Origin of the sequence: Streptomonospora salina (assembly GCF_014204715.1) — a bacterium.
Taxonomy (GTDB): Bacteria; Actinomycetota; Actinomycetes; order Streptosporangiales; family Streptosporangiaceae; genus Streptomonospora; species Streptomonospora salina.
Genome location: NZ_JACHLY010000001.1, coordinates 3,666,279 through 3,681,617 on the forward strand (window position 1 = coordinate 3,666,279; position 15,339 = coordinate 3,681,617).

Consider the following 15,339-nt stretch of genomic DNA (forward strand, 5'->3'; position numbering starts at 1 on the left):
CGGCGACCTCCTTTCGGCTTCCGGATCCGGCCGGCGGCCCTTCGGCCGGGCCCGATCTCACCCCTGCGCGGGCTGTGCGCCGACCGCGTGCTCGGCTGCGTCGGGCCGGCTGCGTGCGCGCCCGGAGCCGGGGGCCGTGCGCAGGTGGTAGTTGCCGGGGTCGAAGCGTCTGGTGCGCAGCTTGTAGTCCCAGGTGAATCCGGGCCACAGGGTGGTGTTGCGGCCCTGGTCGTTGAGGTACCAGCTGTCGCAGCCGCCGCTGACCCACACGGTGCCTTCCATCTTCTTCTGGACCCACCGGGTGTAGGCCTCCTGCGCCTCGGCGCGCGGTTCCAGCCGGTCGGCGCCGCGGTCGTGGGCGTAGCGCAGTGCGGCCATGGTGTAGCCGATCTGGGCTTCGAGCATGAACAGCTGGGAGGTGTGGCCCAGCCCGGTGTTGGGGCCGGCCAGTACGAACAGGTTGGGGTAGCCGGACACTGTGGTGCCCCGGTGCGCGCTCATGCCCGCACCGCTGTTCCAGCGGTCGGCCAGCAGCACACCCTCGGCGTCGCGGATCCGGTGGGCGATGGGGCTGTCGGTGACGTGGAAGCCGGTGCCGAAGATCAGCGTGTCCACCTCGTGGCGGGTGCCGTCGGCGGTGACGACGGCGTCGGCCTGGACCTCGGAGATGGAGTCGGTGACCACGTCGACGTTGGGCGCGGCGAGCGCCGGATAGTAGTCGTTGGACAGCAGGATGCGCTTGCAGCCGATGGTGTAGTCGGGGATCAGCTTGCGGCGCAGCTCGGGGTCCTGCACACCGCGCCGCAGGTTGGCCAGCGCGAGCTTCTCGACGAGCTTGAGCAGCCGCGTGTTCTTGGCGAAGCCGAAGATGTAGTTCTCCCGGCCCCAGTAGATGAGGGTGCGGGCCAAGCGCTGGACCGCAGGAACGGCGTTGTAGATCCGCTGCTCGACGGCGGTGATGTCGCGGTCGTGGCGCGGGATCACCCACGCCGGGGTGCGCTGGAACACCCGCATCGTGTCGACGTCGGGCTGGATCTCGGGGACGAACTGGATCGCCGAGGCGCCCGTGCCGACCACACCGACCTTGCGGCCGGTGAGGTCGTGGCCGTGGTTCCAGGTCGCGGAGTGGAAGACCTCGCCTTCGAAGGCGTCGAGCCCGGGCAGGTCCGGGATGGCGGGATCGGCCAGTGGGCCGCAGCCGGTGACCAGGAACTGGGCGGTGACGGTGCCGCCGGTGGTGTGCACCCGCCACCGGTTGCCTTCGGGTTCCCAGCGGGCCTCGGTCACGTCGTGGCCGAAGCGGATGTGGCGTACGACGTCGTAGTCCTTGGCCACCCGGCGCAGGTAGTCCCAGATCTCGGGTTGCGGCGAGAAGCTGCGGCTCCAGTCCGGATTGGGGGCGAAGGAGAAGGAGTACAGGTGCGAAGGGACGTCGCACGCGGCACCGGGGTAGGTGTTGTCGCGCCAGGTGCCGCCGACGTCCTCGGCGCGCTCCAGCAGCACGATGTCGTCGAGCCCGGCCTGTTTGAGCCGGACGGCCGTTCCGATTCCGGCGAACCCGGTGCCGATGACGGCGACCCGGTAATGGGGAGTCGCCGCCTCCCGGGTGTCGGTCGCATCCTGTGCTTGGGTCACGTCAGCCGATCCTTTCCGGCCGGTCGAGCGGGCGGTCGGCCCGCCGGGCCCGCGTGCAGCGCAGCGGGTCCCGGCGGGGCGGCCGGCGGGGGAGCCGGCCCGGTCGCTCAGGCGCGTTGAGCTTCCGGGCCGGCGGTCGTGGGGGCGGATGCGCCGCGGCGGCCCAGCAGTCCGGCCTTGCGCCAGAAGTACCTGCCGGGGCCCGAGATGGCGCCCGCGCGGTCGAGGGTGTCCACGACCTTGCGGGCCGCCCAGGTCTTGGTGTCGATCCAGTGCGGGTTGCGGCGGGCCGCCTTGCGGGCTTCCCGGGGATCGAGGCCGACGCGCTTATAGACCGCGGGGTTGATCAGCCGGGTCGCCGAGTAGTACACGACCAGGCTCAGCATGATCCTGCTGTAGTGCTGGACGACGGGGCCGCGCTTGTTCCAGTCGCGCGCGAACTCCTCGCGGGCGTAGCGCATGTGCCGCGCCTCTTCCACGACGTGGATGCGCGAGACCGCCCGGGTGAGGGGCTCCAGTTCCTCGTCGGCCATGATCTCGCGCTGGAGCTGGTCGAGGATCTCCTCGACGAACAGGGCGCCGCTGAAGGTCAGGGGGCCGTTGGAGATGGTCTTGAAGACCTTGCCCAGGAAGTGGGCGACGGGATCGAGCCGGTAGTAGGGGGCGTCGAGCTTGCCCAGCAGCTTGGCGAACATGACCGAGTGGCGGCATTCGTCGGCCACTTCGGTGTAGGCGTACTGCACGTGGTTGCTGGTGGGGTCGCGGTCGTAGGCGTGGCGCACGAGCATCTGCATCAGGATCGTTTCGAACCAGATCCCGATGCTGGCGACGCTGGCGATCTCCTGGCGGCTGAGCTCCTTGCGCTGTTCCTCGGTGAGCGACTCCCACAGTTCGGTCCCGTAGAGGGAGATCCGCTCGGGCCGGATGGCGTAGCGGTCCGGGTCGACGGGGGCGTCCCAGTCGATCTCGACGAGGGGGTCGAAGGACGCCTTGGCCGACGAGCGCAGCAGGCGTTTGGCGATGTCTTCGCGGTCGGTCGTGCGGGTCTGCGGCTCAACGGTCAACGTCGGTCCTCCTTGTCCTCATCCGGCGGCGGCCCGGCGGCTGCCGACGGCGGTGGACCCGGTGGGTTCGCCGCCGGACCGCGCCCTGAGGGGCGGATGTGATCTCGTCCACACCGTGGATGCCGAAACATTACAACGGCCATTGTCACAATTCAAGCGGTAAGCCGAATCGGGAGGAAGCGGCGCTACACGGGCGGCCGTGTCGGAGCCCGCGCGTTTCCCCGCGGCCGCCGGATCCCGCCCGCGACGCCCTAGGCTTGGGGCATGGCCGAATACCGCATCGACGAGTTGGCGCGGCTCGCGGGTACGACGGTGCGTAACGTCCGCGTCTACCAGGACCGGGGGCTGCTCTCCCCGCCCCGCCGCGAAGGGCGTGTGGGCATCTACACCGAGTCCCACCTGGCGCGGCTGCGGCTGATCGGCCAGTTGCTCAAGCGGGGCTACACCTTCGCCAACATCAGCGAGCTCGTCACCGTCTGGGAACGCGGCGGCGACCTGCACGACATCCTCGGATTCGAGTCGGCCGTGGGCGATCCGTGGTCGGACGAGATTCCCGGATACATCACCATGTCCGAACTGCGCGACACGTTCCCCGGGCAACTCAGCGCGCCGAACATCACCCGGTCGCTGCGGCTGGGCCTGATCGAGCGCGAAGGGCTGCGCTTCCGGGTGCCCAGCCCCCGGCTGCTCAACGCCGGCGCGGAGCTGGTGGCGGCGGGCATGGAACTCAGCACCGTCCTGGACATCTCCGAGCGGCTGAAGGAGCGCGTGGGCGACCTCGCCGGCGAGCTGGTGCGCTCGGTCGCCGACCACATCCTCGCCCAGCACGCCCCGCAGGGGATCCTGCAGGGCGAGGAGATCGCCGAGACCGCCACGCTGGTACGCCGGCTGCGGCCCCTGGCCCAGACCGCGGTCGACGCCATGCTCGCCGACGCCATGGCCCGCAACCTCCAGGAGGTGCTGGGCGAGCACTTCGCCGAGGTGCTCGAACACATCAACGAGCGCAAAAGCACCGCGGAGGCGATCGAGGCGGCGGACGGAGCCGGACGGGGGGACGACGGGTCGGACGGAGCGGACGGCGCAGTCGCCGACGGGTCGGACGGCGCCGCCGGAGGCGCGGTCGGCGGGACCCCGGCCGCGGAGCGGCCCTCGGCCTGACCCACGGCGCCCGTGGGCCCTCCCACTCCCGCGCACGCACCGCTCCGCCGCCCGCGGCCCCGGGGGACGAGGGGACGCGGGCCGCGGAGCGGACCGGGTCAGGTCCGGCGGGCGGCGCCTTCGGACTCGCCGGCGGTCTCGCCCGGTCCGGCCACGCTCAGCGGCAGCGGTGCGGTGAAGCGCAGCTCGGCCATCGCCCCGGCCGGGACCGCCGGATCGTTCGGGAACACCGGGGTGATGCGCCGATAGGCCTCGCCGGCCGCGGGCCGGGGGTCGTCCTCGCCCTTGTTGGGCCAGTACGACATCGCCCGCTCCGCCTGAGCGGTGATGGTCAGCGACGGGTTCACGCCGAGGTTCGCCGAGACCGCCGAGCCGTCGACCACGTGCACACCGGGGTGCCCGTAGAGCCGGTGATAGGGATCGACGACCCCCTCTTCGGGGGACGCGCCGATGGGGCACCCGCCCAGGAAGTGCGCCGTGAGCGGGATGTCCAGCACTTCGCCGATCGTGCCGCCGGCGTGTCCGCCGATCTCGTCGGCCAGGCGGGTCATCACCTCCTGGCCCTGGGGGATCCAGGTGGGGTTGGGCTCGCCGTGGCCCTGGCGCGAGGTCAGCACCCGGTTGCCCAGCGCCCCCCGCTTGGTGAACGTCGTCAGGGAGTTGTCCAGGGACTGCATGACCAGGCCGATGATCGTGCGCTCGGAGAAGCGGCGCACCGAGAGGCTGCGGGCGAAGACGCGGGGCCGGCGCGCGGCGATCCCCAGGAACCGCAGCCACCGCGGGATGCGTCCGCCGCCGGGCACCTGCACGGTGGCCAGCAGGCCCATCGCGTTGGAGCCCTTGCCGTAGCGGACCGGCTCCACGTGAGTGCGGGAGTCGGGATGCATCGACGAGGTGATCGCCACCCCTCGGGAGAAGTCCTCGGCGGGTGCGGCGTCCTTGTCCATCGCCCCGGCCAGCGACTCGGAGTTCGTCCGCGTCAGCGTGCCCAGCCGAGCGGAGATCCGCGCCAGTGCGCCGGTCTCGCGCATGCGGTGCAGCAGCGTCTGGGTGCCGTAGGTGCCGGCGGCGACCACCACATGGCGGGCCGTGAAGGTGCGTGCGTTGGCGCGCTTGCGCGGAGCGCCGGTGGAAAGGGCGTCGACCGCGTAGCCGGTTCCGCCGGTGCCCTCGCCGGGCAGTTCGCGCAGCCGCTCGACGGTGGTCATGGGGTGGATCACCGCGCCGTCGCGCTCGGCGAAGTACAGGTAGTTCTCGGTGAGCGTGTTCTTGGCGCCGTGACGGCAGCCGGTCATGCACGCGCCGCACTCGATGCAGGCTTTGCGGTCGGGTCCGGCGCCGCCGAAGTAGGGGTCGCCGCCGTCCTCGCCCGGTGCCGCGCGGTGCTCGCCGTCGCCGTCGTCGGCGTCGCCGAAGTAGACGCCCACCGGCGCCATGTGGAAGCTCGCGCCCACCCCCATGTCGTCGGCGACCTTCCTCAGGTGCGCGTCCGAGGGGGTCACGGTCGGGTTGGTGCGCACGCCGAGCATGCGGCGGGCCTGGTCGTAGTGGGGCGCGAGCTCCGAGCGCCAGTCGGTGATGCCGCGCCACTGGGGGTCGTCGTAGAAGTCGTCGAGCGGCGTATAGAGCGTGTTGGCGTAGTTCAGGGAACCGCCGCCGACGCCGGCCCCCGCCAGGATCATGACGTCGCGCAGCAGGTGGATGCGCTGGATGCCGTACATGCCGAGGCGGGGCGCCCATATGAAGTTCTTCACATCCCACGAGGTCTCGGGGAGGGTCTCGGGGGTGAAGCGCCGCCCGGCTTCGAGGACGCCGACGCGGTAGCCCTTTTCGGTCAGTCTTAGGGCGCTTACGGCACCGCCGAAACCAGAGCCGATGACAACGACGTCGTAGTCGAAGTCGCCGGAGCGGGGGGCCGCCTCGGGGTGCTTCTCGGGTGCTGTGCTTGCGCTGTGCGTTGCCACGGCCTCGCCTTCCTGTGCCGTCCATGCTGCTGAGGGTCGTCCTCGCGGCGAATTCGCACGTGAGGCAGACGGTTGGAAATGTGACATCAACTATTGTAATGTTCATCACCTACCCGCGGGTAAGGTGGCCTGATCAACACAAGGGCGCACATACCTCACACCCCCTCGCCCCCATCGCGGACACCGGCTGATCGATGTCCGTAAAGGAGGAAGTTCAATGGCAGAGGAGACGGCTGCGGAAGCCCCCCGGGCGTCCGGCGGCACCGCCTGGAAGCGGTTCGCTCTCACCTTCATCCCGGCGCTGGGCGCCGCGGGAATCCTCGTCGGCCTGACCGCCCAGGGCACCCTCGCCGCTTCGTTCGCGGTCTCGGGCGAGAGCTTCAAGGTCTCGGCCGACCAGCTCAGCGGAGACGGCTTCGCGCAGTTCCCCGAGACCGCGACCTCCGCCGACGGCACGGAGCACCCCGTCGCCCTCTCCGTCATCGACCATGCAGAGCTGAGCAACCTCTGCCAGTCGGTGCTGATGGACACCGGGGTCGGCGAGGTGACCCTGCTCGTCAAGGCCGGCCAGGGCGACCAGCCCGCGGTCGCCGAGAACATGGTCATCGACGTCGAGCAGCTCTCCGGCGACGCCGAGTTCACCCAGATGGAGATCGGCCGCGACGCCAGCACCCTGGAGAACGCCAGCGGCGAGAGCGGCGAGGTCGGCGCCTTCGGCCAGCAGGCCGACACCATCACCGTCGACGGGCTCCGGCAGACGGCATGGTCCGTCAACGCCGGCACCTTCAGCCTCACCGGTCTGAAGCTGAACGTGAAGCCCGGTAATCACGAGTGCTACTGATCCCATGACCCGAAACGGCACCTCACGCAGGTGGCAGACCGCCCGCGCGGCGTTTCGGCAGTGGCGCGGCAGCCGCCCCTTCTGGGGCGGTCTGCTGATCGTGCTGTCCGGAGCCGTCATCGTCGCCGCGCCCGCGCTGAACCCCCTCGACCTGATCGTCAAGCAGGGCGTCGCGGGCATCTCCGGCTACTTCGCCGGACTGCTGCTGATGGCGGTCGGCGTGCTGGCGTGGCTGCAACCGCCGCAACGCTTCTTCTACGGCATCGCGGCGATGCTCCTCGCCCTCGTCTCCTTCGTCACCTCGAACTTCGGCGGCTTCGTCTTCGGGATGCTCTTCGGCCTGGTCGGCGGTGCGCTGACCGCCTCCTGGGTTCCCGACCGCGCCCGCGCAGCCGCGTCGCCGGGCACGTCCGCGCCGGGCCGCACCCGCCTGGCCGGGCTGCGCGGCCGCCGCACGGGACGGGGCGGCGGGGCCGCGGCGGCGGAGACCGCGGTCCAGCCTGCTGACGCGGACGCCGCGGACGAGTCGGACACCGGATCCCGGGACACCTCCGCAGCCGGGACCGGGCCGGCCGGTGCCGGGACGGATCCCGCGCAGGGGCCCGACGCCCCTGCGCAGGACTCCGCCCGCGACGCCCCGGACACGGACTCCGGCGAGCCCCGGGCCGACGGTGCCACCTACTTCACGTCGCCCGGTTCCCCGTCCGGCGACACCGCGGCCGGGCGGCGCCGGCGGACCGGTGACGGTCCCGCGCCGGGCGACAGCCCGGGGGGCGGCCGGATGCACTCGCTGGCCGCGGTCGCCGCGGCGCTGGTCGTCGCGGTCCCCGCCCCCGCTACCGTCACCTGGCCCTGGGACGACTGGTTCGGCGGCGACGAAAGCGGCGAGGAGACCTCCGAGCCCGACCCGTCGCCGACTCCGACCGCCTCTCCGACGACACCCGCGCCCTCCGGCGGCCCGGACGGCGGAGGCGGGGGCGACGGAGGGGGCGACGGAGAGGCCGCGGGCGGACAGGACGGTTCCGCTGAGGACGACGGCGAGGACGAGGGCGACGAGGAGTCCGAGACCGCCGAGGAGTGCTCGGTCCAGGAAGGCTCCTCCTCGATGGGCGAGGACGAGTACCGCGCCCTGCTCGAAGCCTGCCGCCAGGCCAAGGAGGACGGCCAGGATCCCGAATTCGAGGTCCGGCAGGGCGACGCTCCGGAAGGCGACGGGCCCTGGCTCGCCCACACCGACCCCTCCGGGCTCGACGCCGACTCCCTCAGCATGAGCGGTGCGGCCTTCGAAGGCGTGGTCGAATACCCCGTCCACGGCGGCACCGTGCGCTACCTGAAGCTGTCCATGGACACCGCGGAGCTCAGCGGCGCCCGGCAGTGGGCGGAGCACGACGGGACGACCACGTCGCTGGGGATCCCGGAGATGACCATGTCCGGTGACGTCGTCATGCACGTCACCCGGATGAAGGTGCGGATTCTGGGCATCCCGCTGGAGTTCACGCCGGACTTCCCGCCTCCGCTGCTGCTCCCGTCGATGACGGTCACCGATCTGGAGGCCGACCAGCCGCTGGCCCGGGCCCAGACGGTCACCATCGCCGGGCTCGACGAGCAGGTGGGGGACTGACCGGAGGGCGGCGGCACTCCGGCGGAGGCGGAGTCCGGTCGGCAGCCGTCCGGGCGTGCCGAAGCGGTGATCGGGGCCCGGCCGCGGGCACCCGCGGTGGGGCGGTCCGCTGACCGGCCCACCGCGGCGCCGTACCGGCCCGTGCCGCGGCCCGGTTCAGGTTCCGGACAGGGCTCCGGCGGACGCCCGCGGACCGGCCTGCGATCCGGGGCCGGCGATCTGGGGAAGCAGTCGGCTGGGCGTGCCGACGTAGGAGACGTACAGAGCGTCGCGGGCGCGGGTGCAGGCGACGAACAGCAGGTTGCGCTCCTGCTGGTACACCTGATCCAGCGCGACGGGGTCGCCCTCGGCGGAGTCGACGGCGGCCTGGGGCGGCAGCAGCGGCTCGCTCATGCCCACGATCGCCAGGCAGCGGAACTCCTGGCCCTTGAGCCGGTGCAGCGTGCCCACCCGCACGGCGCTGACGTCCTCGGCGGAGTCCACGGCGGCGGTGGGCACCCCGCGGGCCTGCAACTCCTTGGTGATGGTGCGGACGACCCAGTGGTTGCGGCCGGCCACGGCGATCGAGGCCGGGTCGACGCCCGCCTCCAGCCAGACGCGCACCCACGCGCCCACCGCGGTGCGCTCCACGGACCGCGAGGGGCATTCGCGCACGACGGGTTCGGGGCCGTGCAGCAGCGAGCGGTATCCGGAGGGCGTGTCGGCGGCGCCGTCCGGACCCGCCGACGCGTGGCCGGCCAGCATCGGTTCGGCCCAGTCGAGGATCTCCTGGGTGACCCGGTAACTGACGCGCAACCGGTGGCTGCGCCCGCGTACGTCGATCCCGATCGAGGCCAGCGACACCCGGGGGTCGTGGATGCGCTGATGCGGGTCGCCGGCGACGAACAGGTCGTCGGGCCCGCCGGGCACGGCGGCGCGCAGCATCCGCCACTGCGCCGGGTGCAGGTCCTGGGCCTCGTCGACGACGACGTGCCGGTAGAGCGGCCCGGAGCGTGCCAGGGCCCGGGACGCCTCCAGCGCGACCTGCGGGTAGCTCCACTCGGCGGCGACCTCCATCGCGCCGGTGTAGCGCTGGAGCGCCTCCCAGACGTGGGTGCGGTGCTCGGGGGCGAGGTGCAGAACGCGGCCGCTGCGCTCGCAGCGGATGTAGTCGGACAGGCGGGTGATGTTCTGCGCGAGGATCACCTGCTCCCATTCGTCGACGAGGAACCGCCCGGAGAAGGGCAGCCCTTCGGCGCGGGCGGCGTCTCGCCAGCGTTCGCTCAGCTCGTCGCGACCGAGCGTCTGGGGGCGGTGCCCGGTCCGCTCCTGGGCCAGGGAGCGCGCGAGGCTGTCGGCGGTGGCGACCTCGACGCGGTCGCGCAGGTCGGGGTCGGGCAGGATGCGGTCCAGCCGCTGGGCCAGATTCCGGGCGAGGACGCGGCTGAAGGTGGTGAGCAGGACGCTGCGGCGGCCGTCGTGAGGGTGGCGGTCGGCGTCGCGGCGGGCGAGGTGCGCGGCCCGGTGCAGGGCGAGCACGGTCTTGCCGGTTCCAGGGCCGCCGGTCACCTGGGCCGACCCGGCGTAGTGCGCCTCGGCGAGGCGGCGCTGCCGGGGGTGCAGGGTGATCTGCCAGTCGGCGAAGGACCGGTCCAGCTCGGCGGCGAGTTCCCGCGGGCCGGCGACATGCGGGGGCTCGCTGCGGGGAGCGGGGACGGGGCCGCCGCCCCGGACGGCTCCCGACGAGCCGGGCCCGGCACCGGCTGCGGTGGTGTGCGCGGACGGCCCGGCGGCCGGGAGGCCGCGGGCGAAGGACGCGGCCTCTTCGTGCGGGCGGACCGCGATCAGCCACGCGGAGCCCTCGGAGTCGGGGGTGACGACCCCGGCCCAGGCCGGCCCGAGGCGCAGCAGGCGGATCCGGGGATCGGCGGCCCCGGCGACGGCCTCGATCCGGGCGTCGCCGCCCGACATGTACTGCTGCACGGCCGCGAGCGCGGCGTCCTGGATCCCTTGGTCGAGTCGGGAGAATTCAGCGAGGAACGTCGGGGAAATGGCGATCTTGGGCACGTCTGCGTATTCCTCCGGTCGCATTCCGGGCGCGGTACGCCGTGGACAGGGGGGAAGGGTGCGGGGCGAATCGTCTGCCGGCCGGTGCGGTCACCCGCAGTCATACTCGTGCCTGAATTTGGGCAAACGCGGCCGACTGCCCGATTCCGGGACCGGTTCGGCGCATGGTGCTCGCGATCGAATATGCAGGTCAAACGTACTGTTTCGGAGGTGTATTCGAACGCGGGCCTGCTGGTGTCCCCACTCCGCGAGGAGAAGGGTGTTGTGTCGGGGAGTACGGAGCCCGTAATCCCTGATCCGGACTGTCCTAAACCAGGATCCCGGCCTCGGGAAGGGCGCTTGCAACGGCGAAAGCTGCGTGCGATGCACGGGCCGGGCGGGCGCCCCGCTTCGGGCGGGGCTCACACCCGCCGTTGCACGCCCTGTGCGGTGGCCGTCAGTTCGGACTCGGGAAACCGCGCGGTGTCGAGCCGGACCTCGGCCGCGGTTCCCGGATCCACCAGCCAGAACGCCAGGACACCGGCGCGGTGCCCGGGTGCGTCGCCGTGCTGGAAGGGGTGCAGTCGCCAGGTGTCGGGGTCGTGCTCGTGGTACTCGGCGAGGAACGCCCGCAGCGCCGGCAGGTCCGCGAGGCGCTCGCCCCGCAGGATGTTGATCTTCAGGTCGACGCTGTAGCCGCCTTCGGGCAGCTCGCGTTCCCACACCCGGGAGGCGAAGGCGACGCCGCCCCACTCGGTGCGGAAATCCGCTACCTCCGCGCCGATCCCTTCGGGCAGGTGACCGACGGTGAATCCCGACAATTCGCTCATTCCGGCCTCCTCGGTCACGACACCGGCCGCCGGCGGCGACAGCGGACCGGTACCGACAGCGAGCACGGCGAAGACGAGCACAGTGAACACAGCACGGGAGGTCGAACCCATGGCGCACCTTTCGGAGAGGCCGCCGGGCACCCCCTGCGGATGCCCGGTCGACTTCCATACTCGAAAGCGCACCGCCCGGCCCGCCAGCGGGATTGTTCCCCTGTGGAAAAGCGGCGCCCGCGCGGGCGCCGGCCCCGTCTTCGCGCCGCCGCGCCCGCGGACCGGCCGACCCGGGGCATCCACCGGTCGCCCCTACCCCGCGGACCGGCTGTTCAGACGCGCAGAGCGCGCGCGTACCAGCCGTCCCGCTGCGCCAACTGCGCATGGGTGCCGTGCTCGACGATCCCGCCCTCGGCGACCACGTAGATGTCGTCGACCCGGTCCAGACCCGCCAGATCGTGGGTGATCAGCAGGGTGGAGTATCCCCGGGCCGCCGCCAGCAGGTCCGCCGTCACCGCGTCGCGGGTGCCGGGGTCCAGGTGCGCCGTCGGCTCGTCCAGCACCAGCACCCGCGGGGCCGCCAGTACCGCCCGCGCCAGGGCGAGCCGACGGCGCATGCCGCCGCTCAGCTTCATCCCGTGCGAGCCCGCATCGGTGCCGAGCCCGTGGGGCATCGCCCGTACGTCGGCGGCCAGGCGCGCCCGCTCCAACGCCTCCCACAGCCGGTCGTCGTCGGCGCCCGGAGCGGCCAGGCGCAGGTTCTCGCGCACCGTGCTCGCGAACACGTGCGGGTCCTGCGGTACCCCGGCGACCGCGGCGCGGATCTCGTCGGCGGGGAAGGCGGTGATGTCGGCGCCGCCGAGCTCCACCGTCCCTTCGTCGGGGTCGCGGAACCGCAGCAGCACTTCGGCCAGCGTGCTCTTGCCGGCCCCGCTGGGGCCGACCAGCGCGACGGTGCTCCCCGGTGCGACGTCGAGGTCGACTCCGCGCAGCGCCCACGGCTCGTCGGGGGCGTAGCGCACGCTCAGCGACCGCACCCGCAGCGCCTCCGCCGGTGCCGCCTCCGCACCGGCGGTACCGCCCGCACCGGCGTCGGCGGGCAGGCGGCGCTGCGGATCCGTCGGCGGCGCGACCGCCGGCGGCGCGTCCAGAATCCCGAACAGCCGCTCGCCCCCCGCACGGATCGCGCCGAGCCGCCCCGCGACGGCGGGCAGCGGGGACACGATCTCGAACGCCGCGAGAGCCGTCAGCACCAGCACGGCCAGCGGCACCGCGCCGAGCGAGCCGCCCTCCACCGCGGCCACGCCGAGCAGCAGCGTGCCCCAGACCGTCAGACCGGTGATCAGCGCCGAAGCGCCGGCCCCGAAGCCCAGCACCGCGGCGTCGCGCCGCGCGACACGGGTCAGCTCGGCGTCCGCGTCGTTCACCCGCTGCACCGCGCGGTCCATGGCGCCGTACGCCACCAGGTCGGGAGCGCCGTAGAGCGTGTCGACCAGGGCCGTGGCCAACTCGCCCCGCGCGGCCGCCTGGCGCCGCCCCGGCCCGCGCCCCAGGGCCGCTGAGATCAGCGGCACCGCCAACCCGGCCGCAAGCAGGCCCGCGCCGAGCAGGAGCCCTCCGGGAACCAGCAGGGCCGTGCACAGCGCTACGGCCGCGCTGCCGGTGAGCAGCGCGGCCAGCGGCGGCGTCAACCCGCGCACCAGCAGGTCCTGGGTGGCGTCGGTGTCGCTGACCAGCCGCGAAACCAGGTCGCCGGAGCGGAAGCGGCGCACCGGCTCGGTGCGGGCCAGGCGTTCGTAGACGCGCACACGCACGTCCGCGAGCGTGCGGAACGCGGCGTCGTGGGTCACCAGCCGCTCCAGGTAGCGGGTGAGGCCCCGCGTGATCCCCAGGGCCCGTGTGGCGACCACGGCCACGCTCAGTGCCGTGATGGGGGGATGCTCCGCCGCACGTGCGATGAGCCACGCTGCGACGCTCAGCAGCGCCACGCCCGACCCAGCTGCGAGGGCACCCAGTGCCACGCCGAGTAGGAATCGGGCGCTGCGCGGCCGCGCGAGCGCGATCATCCGCCACAGCGGGTCCCGGCCCGCACCGGCAGGGGCGTCGGCGTCCGCGGCGCGGTCCGGCCCCCGGCCCCGTTCCGGGTCCGCGGTCTCGTCGCTCATCGGGCGTCCTCCGCTTCGACGCGTCCGTCGCGCACCGGGACCACCGCGTCTACGGCGTCGGACCAGCGCGTGTCGTGGGCGACCACGACACCCGTGCGGCCGGCGAGCAGCCGGGTGACCGCCGTGCGTACGGCCGCGGCGTTGTCGGGGTCGAGGTGGGCGGTGGGCTCGTCCAGCAGCACGATGGGGGCGTCGAGCAGGAACGCCCGGGCGAGGGCGATGCGCTGCCGCTGCCCCGCGGACAGGCGGGCGCCGCGCTCGCCGAGGCGCGTGGCGTAGCCCTCGGGAAGGGCGCGGACGAACGTGTCGGCTTCGGCACGCTCTGCCGCCAGCCGGACCTCGTCCATACCGGCCTCGGGCGCGCCCAGCCGGATGTTGCCGGCGACGGTGTCGTCGAACAGGTAGGGCGACTGCGGCACCCACGCGATGCGCCTGCGCCACTCGTCCACGGGGACGCCGTCCAACGGCACCCACTCCGCCTCCGCTCCGGAGCCCGCGGCGCCGGCCTCGGCGTCGCGCACCCGGATGCGCCCCGCCACGGGATCGGCGAACCGCAGTAGCAGCGACAGCAGCGAACTCTTGCCGGATCCGCTCGGGCCTGCGAGGAGCACCGAGCGGCCGGGTTCGATCAGCAGATTCGCCCCGTCGAGCGCGGGAGCCTCCCGGCCCGGATAGACGAGCCGGACATCCTCCAGCTCGATCCACGCGGCACCGGAGGACCCGATGCGCGGGCGCTGCTTGTCGGCGGTGCGGTCGGCATCGCCCACTCCGCTCGCTCGTCGCCTCTCCAACTCGGTGTTGTCTGGGAGTGTTCGGCTTCTCGCTCGGCTGCGCGGGCGCTGCTTGTCGGCGGTGCGGTCGGCATCGTCCACTCCGCTCGCTCGTCGCCTCTCCAACTCGGTGTTGTCTGGGAGTGTTCGGCTTCTCGCTCGGCTGCGCGGGCGCTGCTTGTCGGCGGTGCGGTCGGCATCGCCCACTCCGCTCGCTCGTCGCCTCTCCAACTCGGTGAACACCTGCTCGGCGGCGGCTACCCCTTCCATGCTGGCGTGGAAGCGGGATCCCACCTCGCGCAGCGGGAGGTAGGCCTCCGGCGCGAGGATCAGCACCAGCAGAGCGGTCTGGTAGTCCAACACCCCGTACATCAGACGGATGCCGATCTCCACCGCCACCAGGGCCACCGCCAGGGTCGAGAGCAGCTCCAGCACGAACGCCGACAAGAAGGCCACCCGCAGTGTCGCCATGGTGGTGCGCCGGTGCTCGTCGGTGATCCGCCGGATGATGGCGGCCTGGGCCTTGGCGCGGCGGAAGATCGCCAGTGTGGGCAGCCCTTCCACCACGTCCAGGAAATGGCCGCCCAGCCGGTTGAGCAACTGCCACTGGCGCCGGGTGCGCGCCTGGGTGTGCCATCCCACCAAGGCCATGAACAGCGGGATCAGGGGAAGCGTCACCGCGATGACGGCGGCCGAGATCCAGTCCGCGCCCGCTACGACGACGAGGACCGCGCAGGGGACGAGCACCGCCAGCACCAGCTGCGGGAGATACCGGGCGAAGTAGTCATCCAGCGCGTCCAGGCCACGTGTGGCGAGCGTGACCAGTTCGCCGGCGCGCGGCGTGCCCGTCCCCTCGTCGGAACCGGCCTGCCCTGACAACCAGACCGCTTCCGCCCCCGACGGCCCTGCGGGCCGGGGGGAGTCTTCCGATTCCCCGTCCTGTCCGTCTTCGCCGCCCGTTCCCGTCACATGCGCCACCAGGCGCCGGCGCAGCTGGGACTTGGCCCGGGCCGCCGAGCGCAGTGCCGCGGTCTCCTGGGCGTAGGCCGTGGCCGCACGCGCGAGGGCCACGGCGGCGACGGCGCTGATCGCCCAGCCCAGTTCGGCCGTGCCGGCGCCCTCCGCCGCTCCGGAGATCACGTGTGCCAGCAGCCAGGCCTGGGCGAGGACGAATCCGGTCACGAGCGCGCCGGCGACCACGGTGACGGCCACGTGCACGCGCACGGCGCGCGCCGCGCGCACGAGGCGGGGGTCGAGCGGCTTCATCGGCTGATC

At 72.9% G+C, this 15,339-nt stretch carries 10 protein-coding genes; 3 read left to right on the top strand and 7 right to left on the bottom strand.

The features are described 5' to 3' along the window. Window positions 1-57 precede the first annotated feature (57 nt). Together HNR25_RS16615 and HNR25_RS16620 are read right to left on the bottom strand one after the other, a co-directional pair. Window positions 58-1,635, bottom strand: coding sequence for a flavin-containing monooxygenase (locus HNR25_RS16615; RefSeq protein ID WP_184636522.1), 1,578 nt, complete (start codon window positions 1,633-1,635; stop codon window positions 58-60). A 107-nt stretch (window positions 1,636-1,742) separates the two neighbouring features. Next, a complete protein-coding gene (locus tag HNR25_RS16620; RefSeq protein WP_184636525.1) occupies window positions 1,743-2,699 on the bottom strand; it encodes an AurF N-oxygenase family protein in 957 nt (318 codons plus the stop codon). Window positions 2,700-2,963: 264 nt separating this feature from the next. Between HNR25_RS16620 and HNR25_RS16625 the strand changes: the two genes are divergently transcribed. Beyond that, window positions 2,964-3,857 carry a MerR family transcriptional regulator gene (locus HNR25_RS16625; RefSeq protein WP_184636527.1) on the top strand — a complete coding sequence of 298 codons (894 nt, stop codon included), beginning with the start codon at window positions 2,964-2,966 and terminating at the stop codon, window positions 3,855-3,857. A 98-nt stretch (window positions 3,858-3,955) separates the two neighbouring features. On the opposite strand, the gene HNR25_RS16630 is transcribed toward HNR25_RS16625, so the two are convergent. After that, window positions 3,956-5,821 (bottom strand): GMC oxidoreductase, encoded by a 1,866-nt coding sequence (locus HNR25_RS16630; RefSeq protein WP_376767511.1) that lies wholly within the window; start codon window positions 5,819-5,821, stop codon window positions 3,956-3,958. A gap of 217 nt (window positions 5,822-6,038) precedes the next feature. Here HNR25_RS16630 and HNR25_RS16635 point away from each other — a divergent pair, with 217 nt between their 5' ends. Beyond that, window positions 6,039-6,662 (top strand): DUF6230 family protein, encoded by a 624-nt coding sequence (locus tag HNR25_RS16635; RefSeq protein ID WP_184636531.1) that lies wholly within the window; start codon window positions 6,039-6,041, stop codon window positions 6,660-6,662. A 4-nt stretch (window positions 6,663-6,666) separates the two neighbouring features. Further along, window positions 6,667-8,283 (top strand): DUF6114 domain-containing protein, encoded by a 1,617-nt coding sequence (locus tag HNR25_RS16640; protein ID WP_184636533.1) that lies wholly within the window; start codon window positions 6,667-6,669, stop codon window positions 8,281-8,283. A gap of 156 nt (window positions 8,284-8,439) precedes the next feature. Here HNR25_RS16640 and HNR25_RS16645 read toward each other — a convergent pair whose 3' ends face one another. The 4 genes from HNR25_RS16645 to HNR25_RS25380 form a co-directional block, all read right to left on the bottom strand. Further along, entirely contained in the window at window positions 8,440-10,329 is a 1,890-nt protein-coding gene (locus tag HNR25_RS16645; RefSeq protein WP_184636535.1) for a UvrD-helicase domain-containing protein, read from the bottom strand. A gap of 401 nt (window positions 10,330-10,730) precedes the next feature. After that, window positions 10,731-11,249, bottom strand: a complete 519-nt coding sequence (locus tag HNR25_RS16650) for a hypothetical protein (RefSeq protein ID WP_184636537.1) — start codon at window positions 11,247-11,249, stop codon at window positions 10,731-10,733. Window positions 11,250-11,461: 212 nt separating this feature from the next. After that, window positions 11,462-13,294, bottom strand: coding sequence for a thiol reductant ABC exporter subunit CydC (gene cydC / locus HNR25_RS16655; RefSeq protein WP_184636539.1), 1,833 nt, complete (start codon window positions 13,292-13,294; stop codon window positions 11,462-11,464). Continuing rightward, entirely contained in the window at window positions 13,291-15,330 is a 2,040-nt protein-coding gene (locus tag HNR25_RS25380) for an ABC transporter ATP-binding protein/permease (RefSeq protein ID WP_221457631.1), read from the bottom strand. Before HNR25_RS25380 ends, cydC begins: the two co-directional genes overlap by 4 nt. Between the last annotated feature and the right edge of the window lie 9 nt (window positions 15,331-15,339).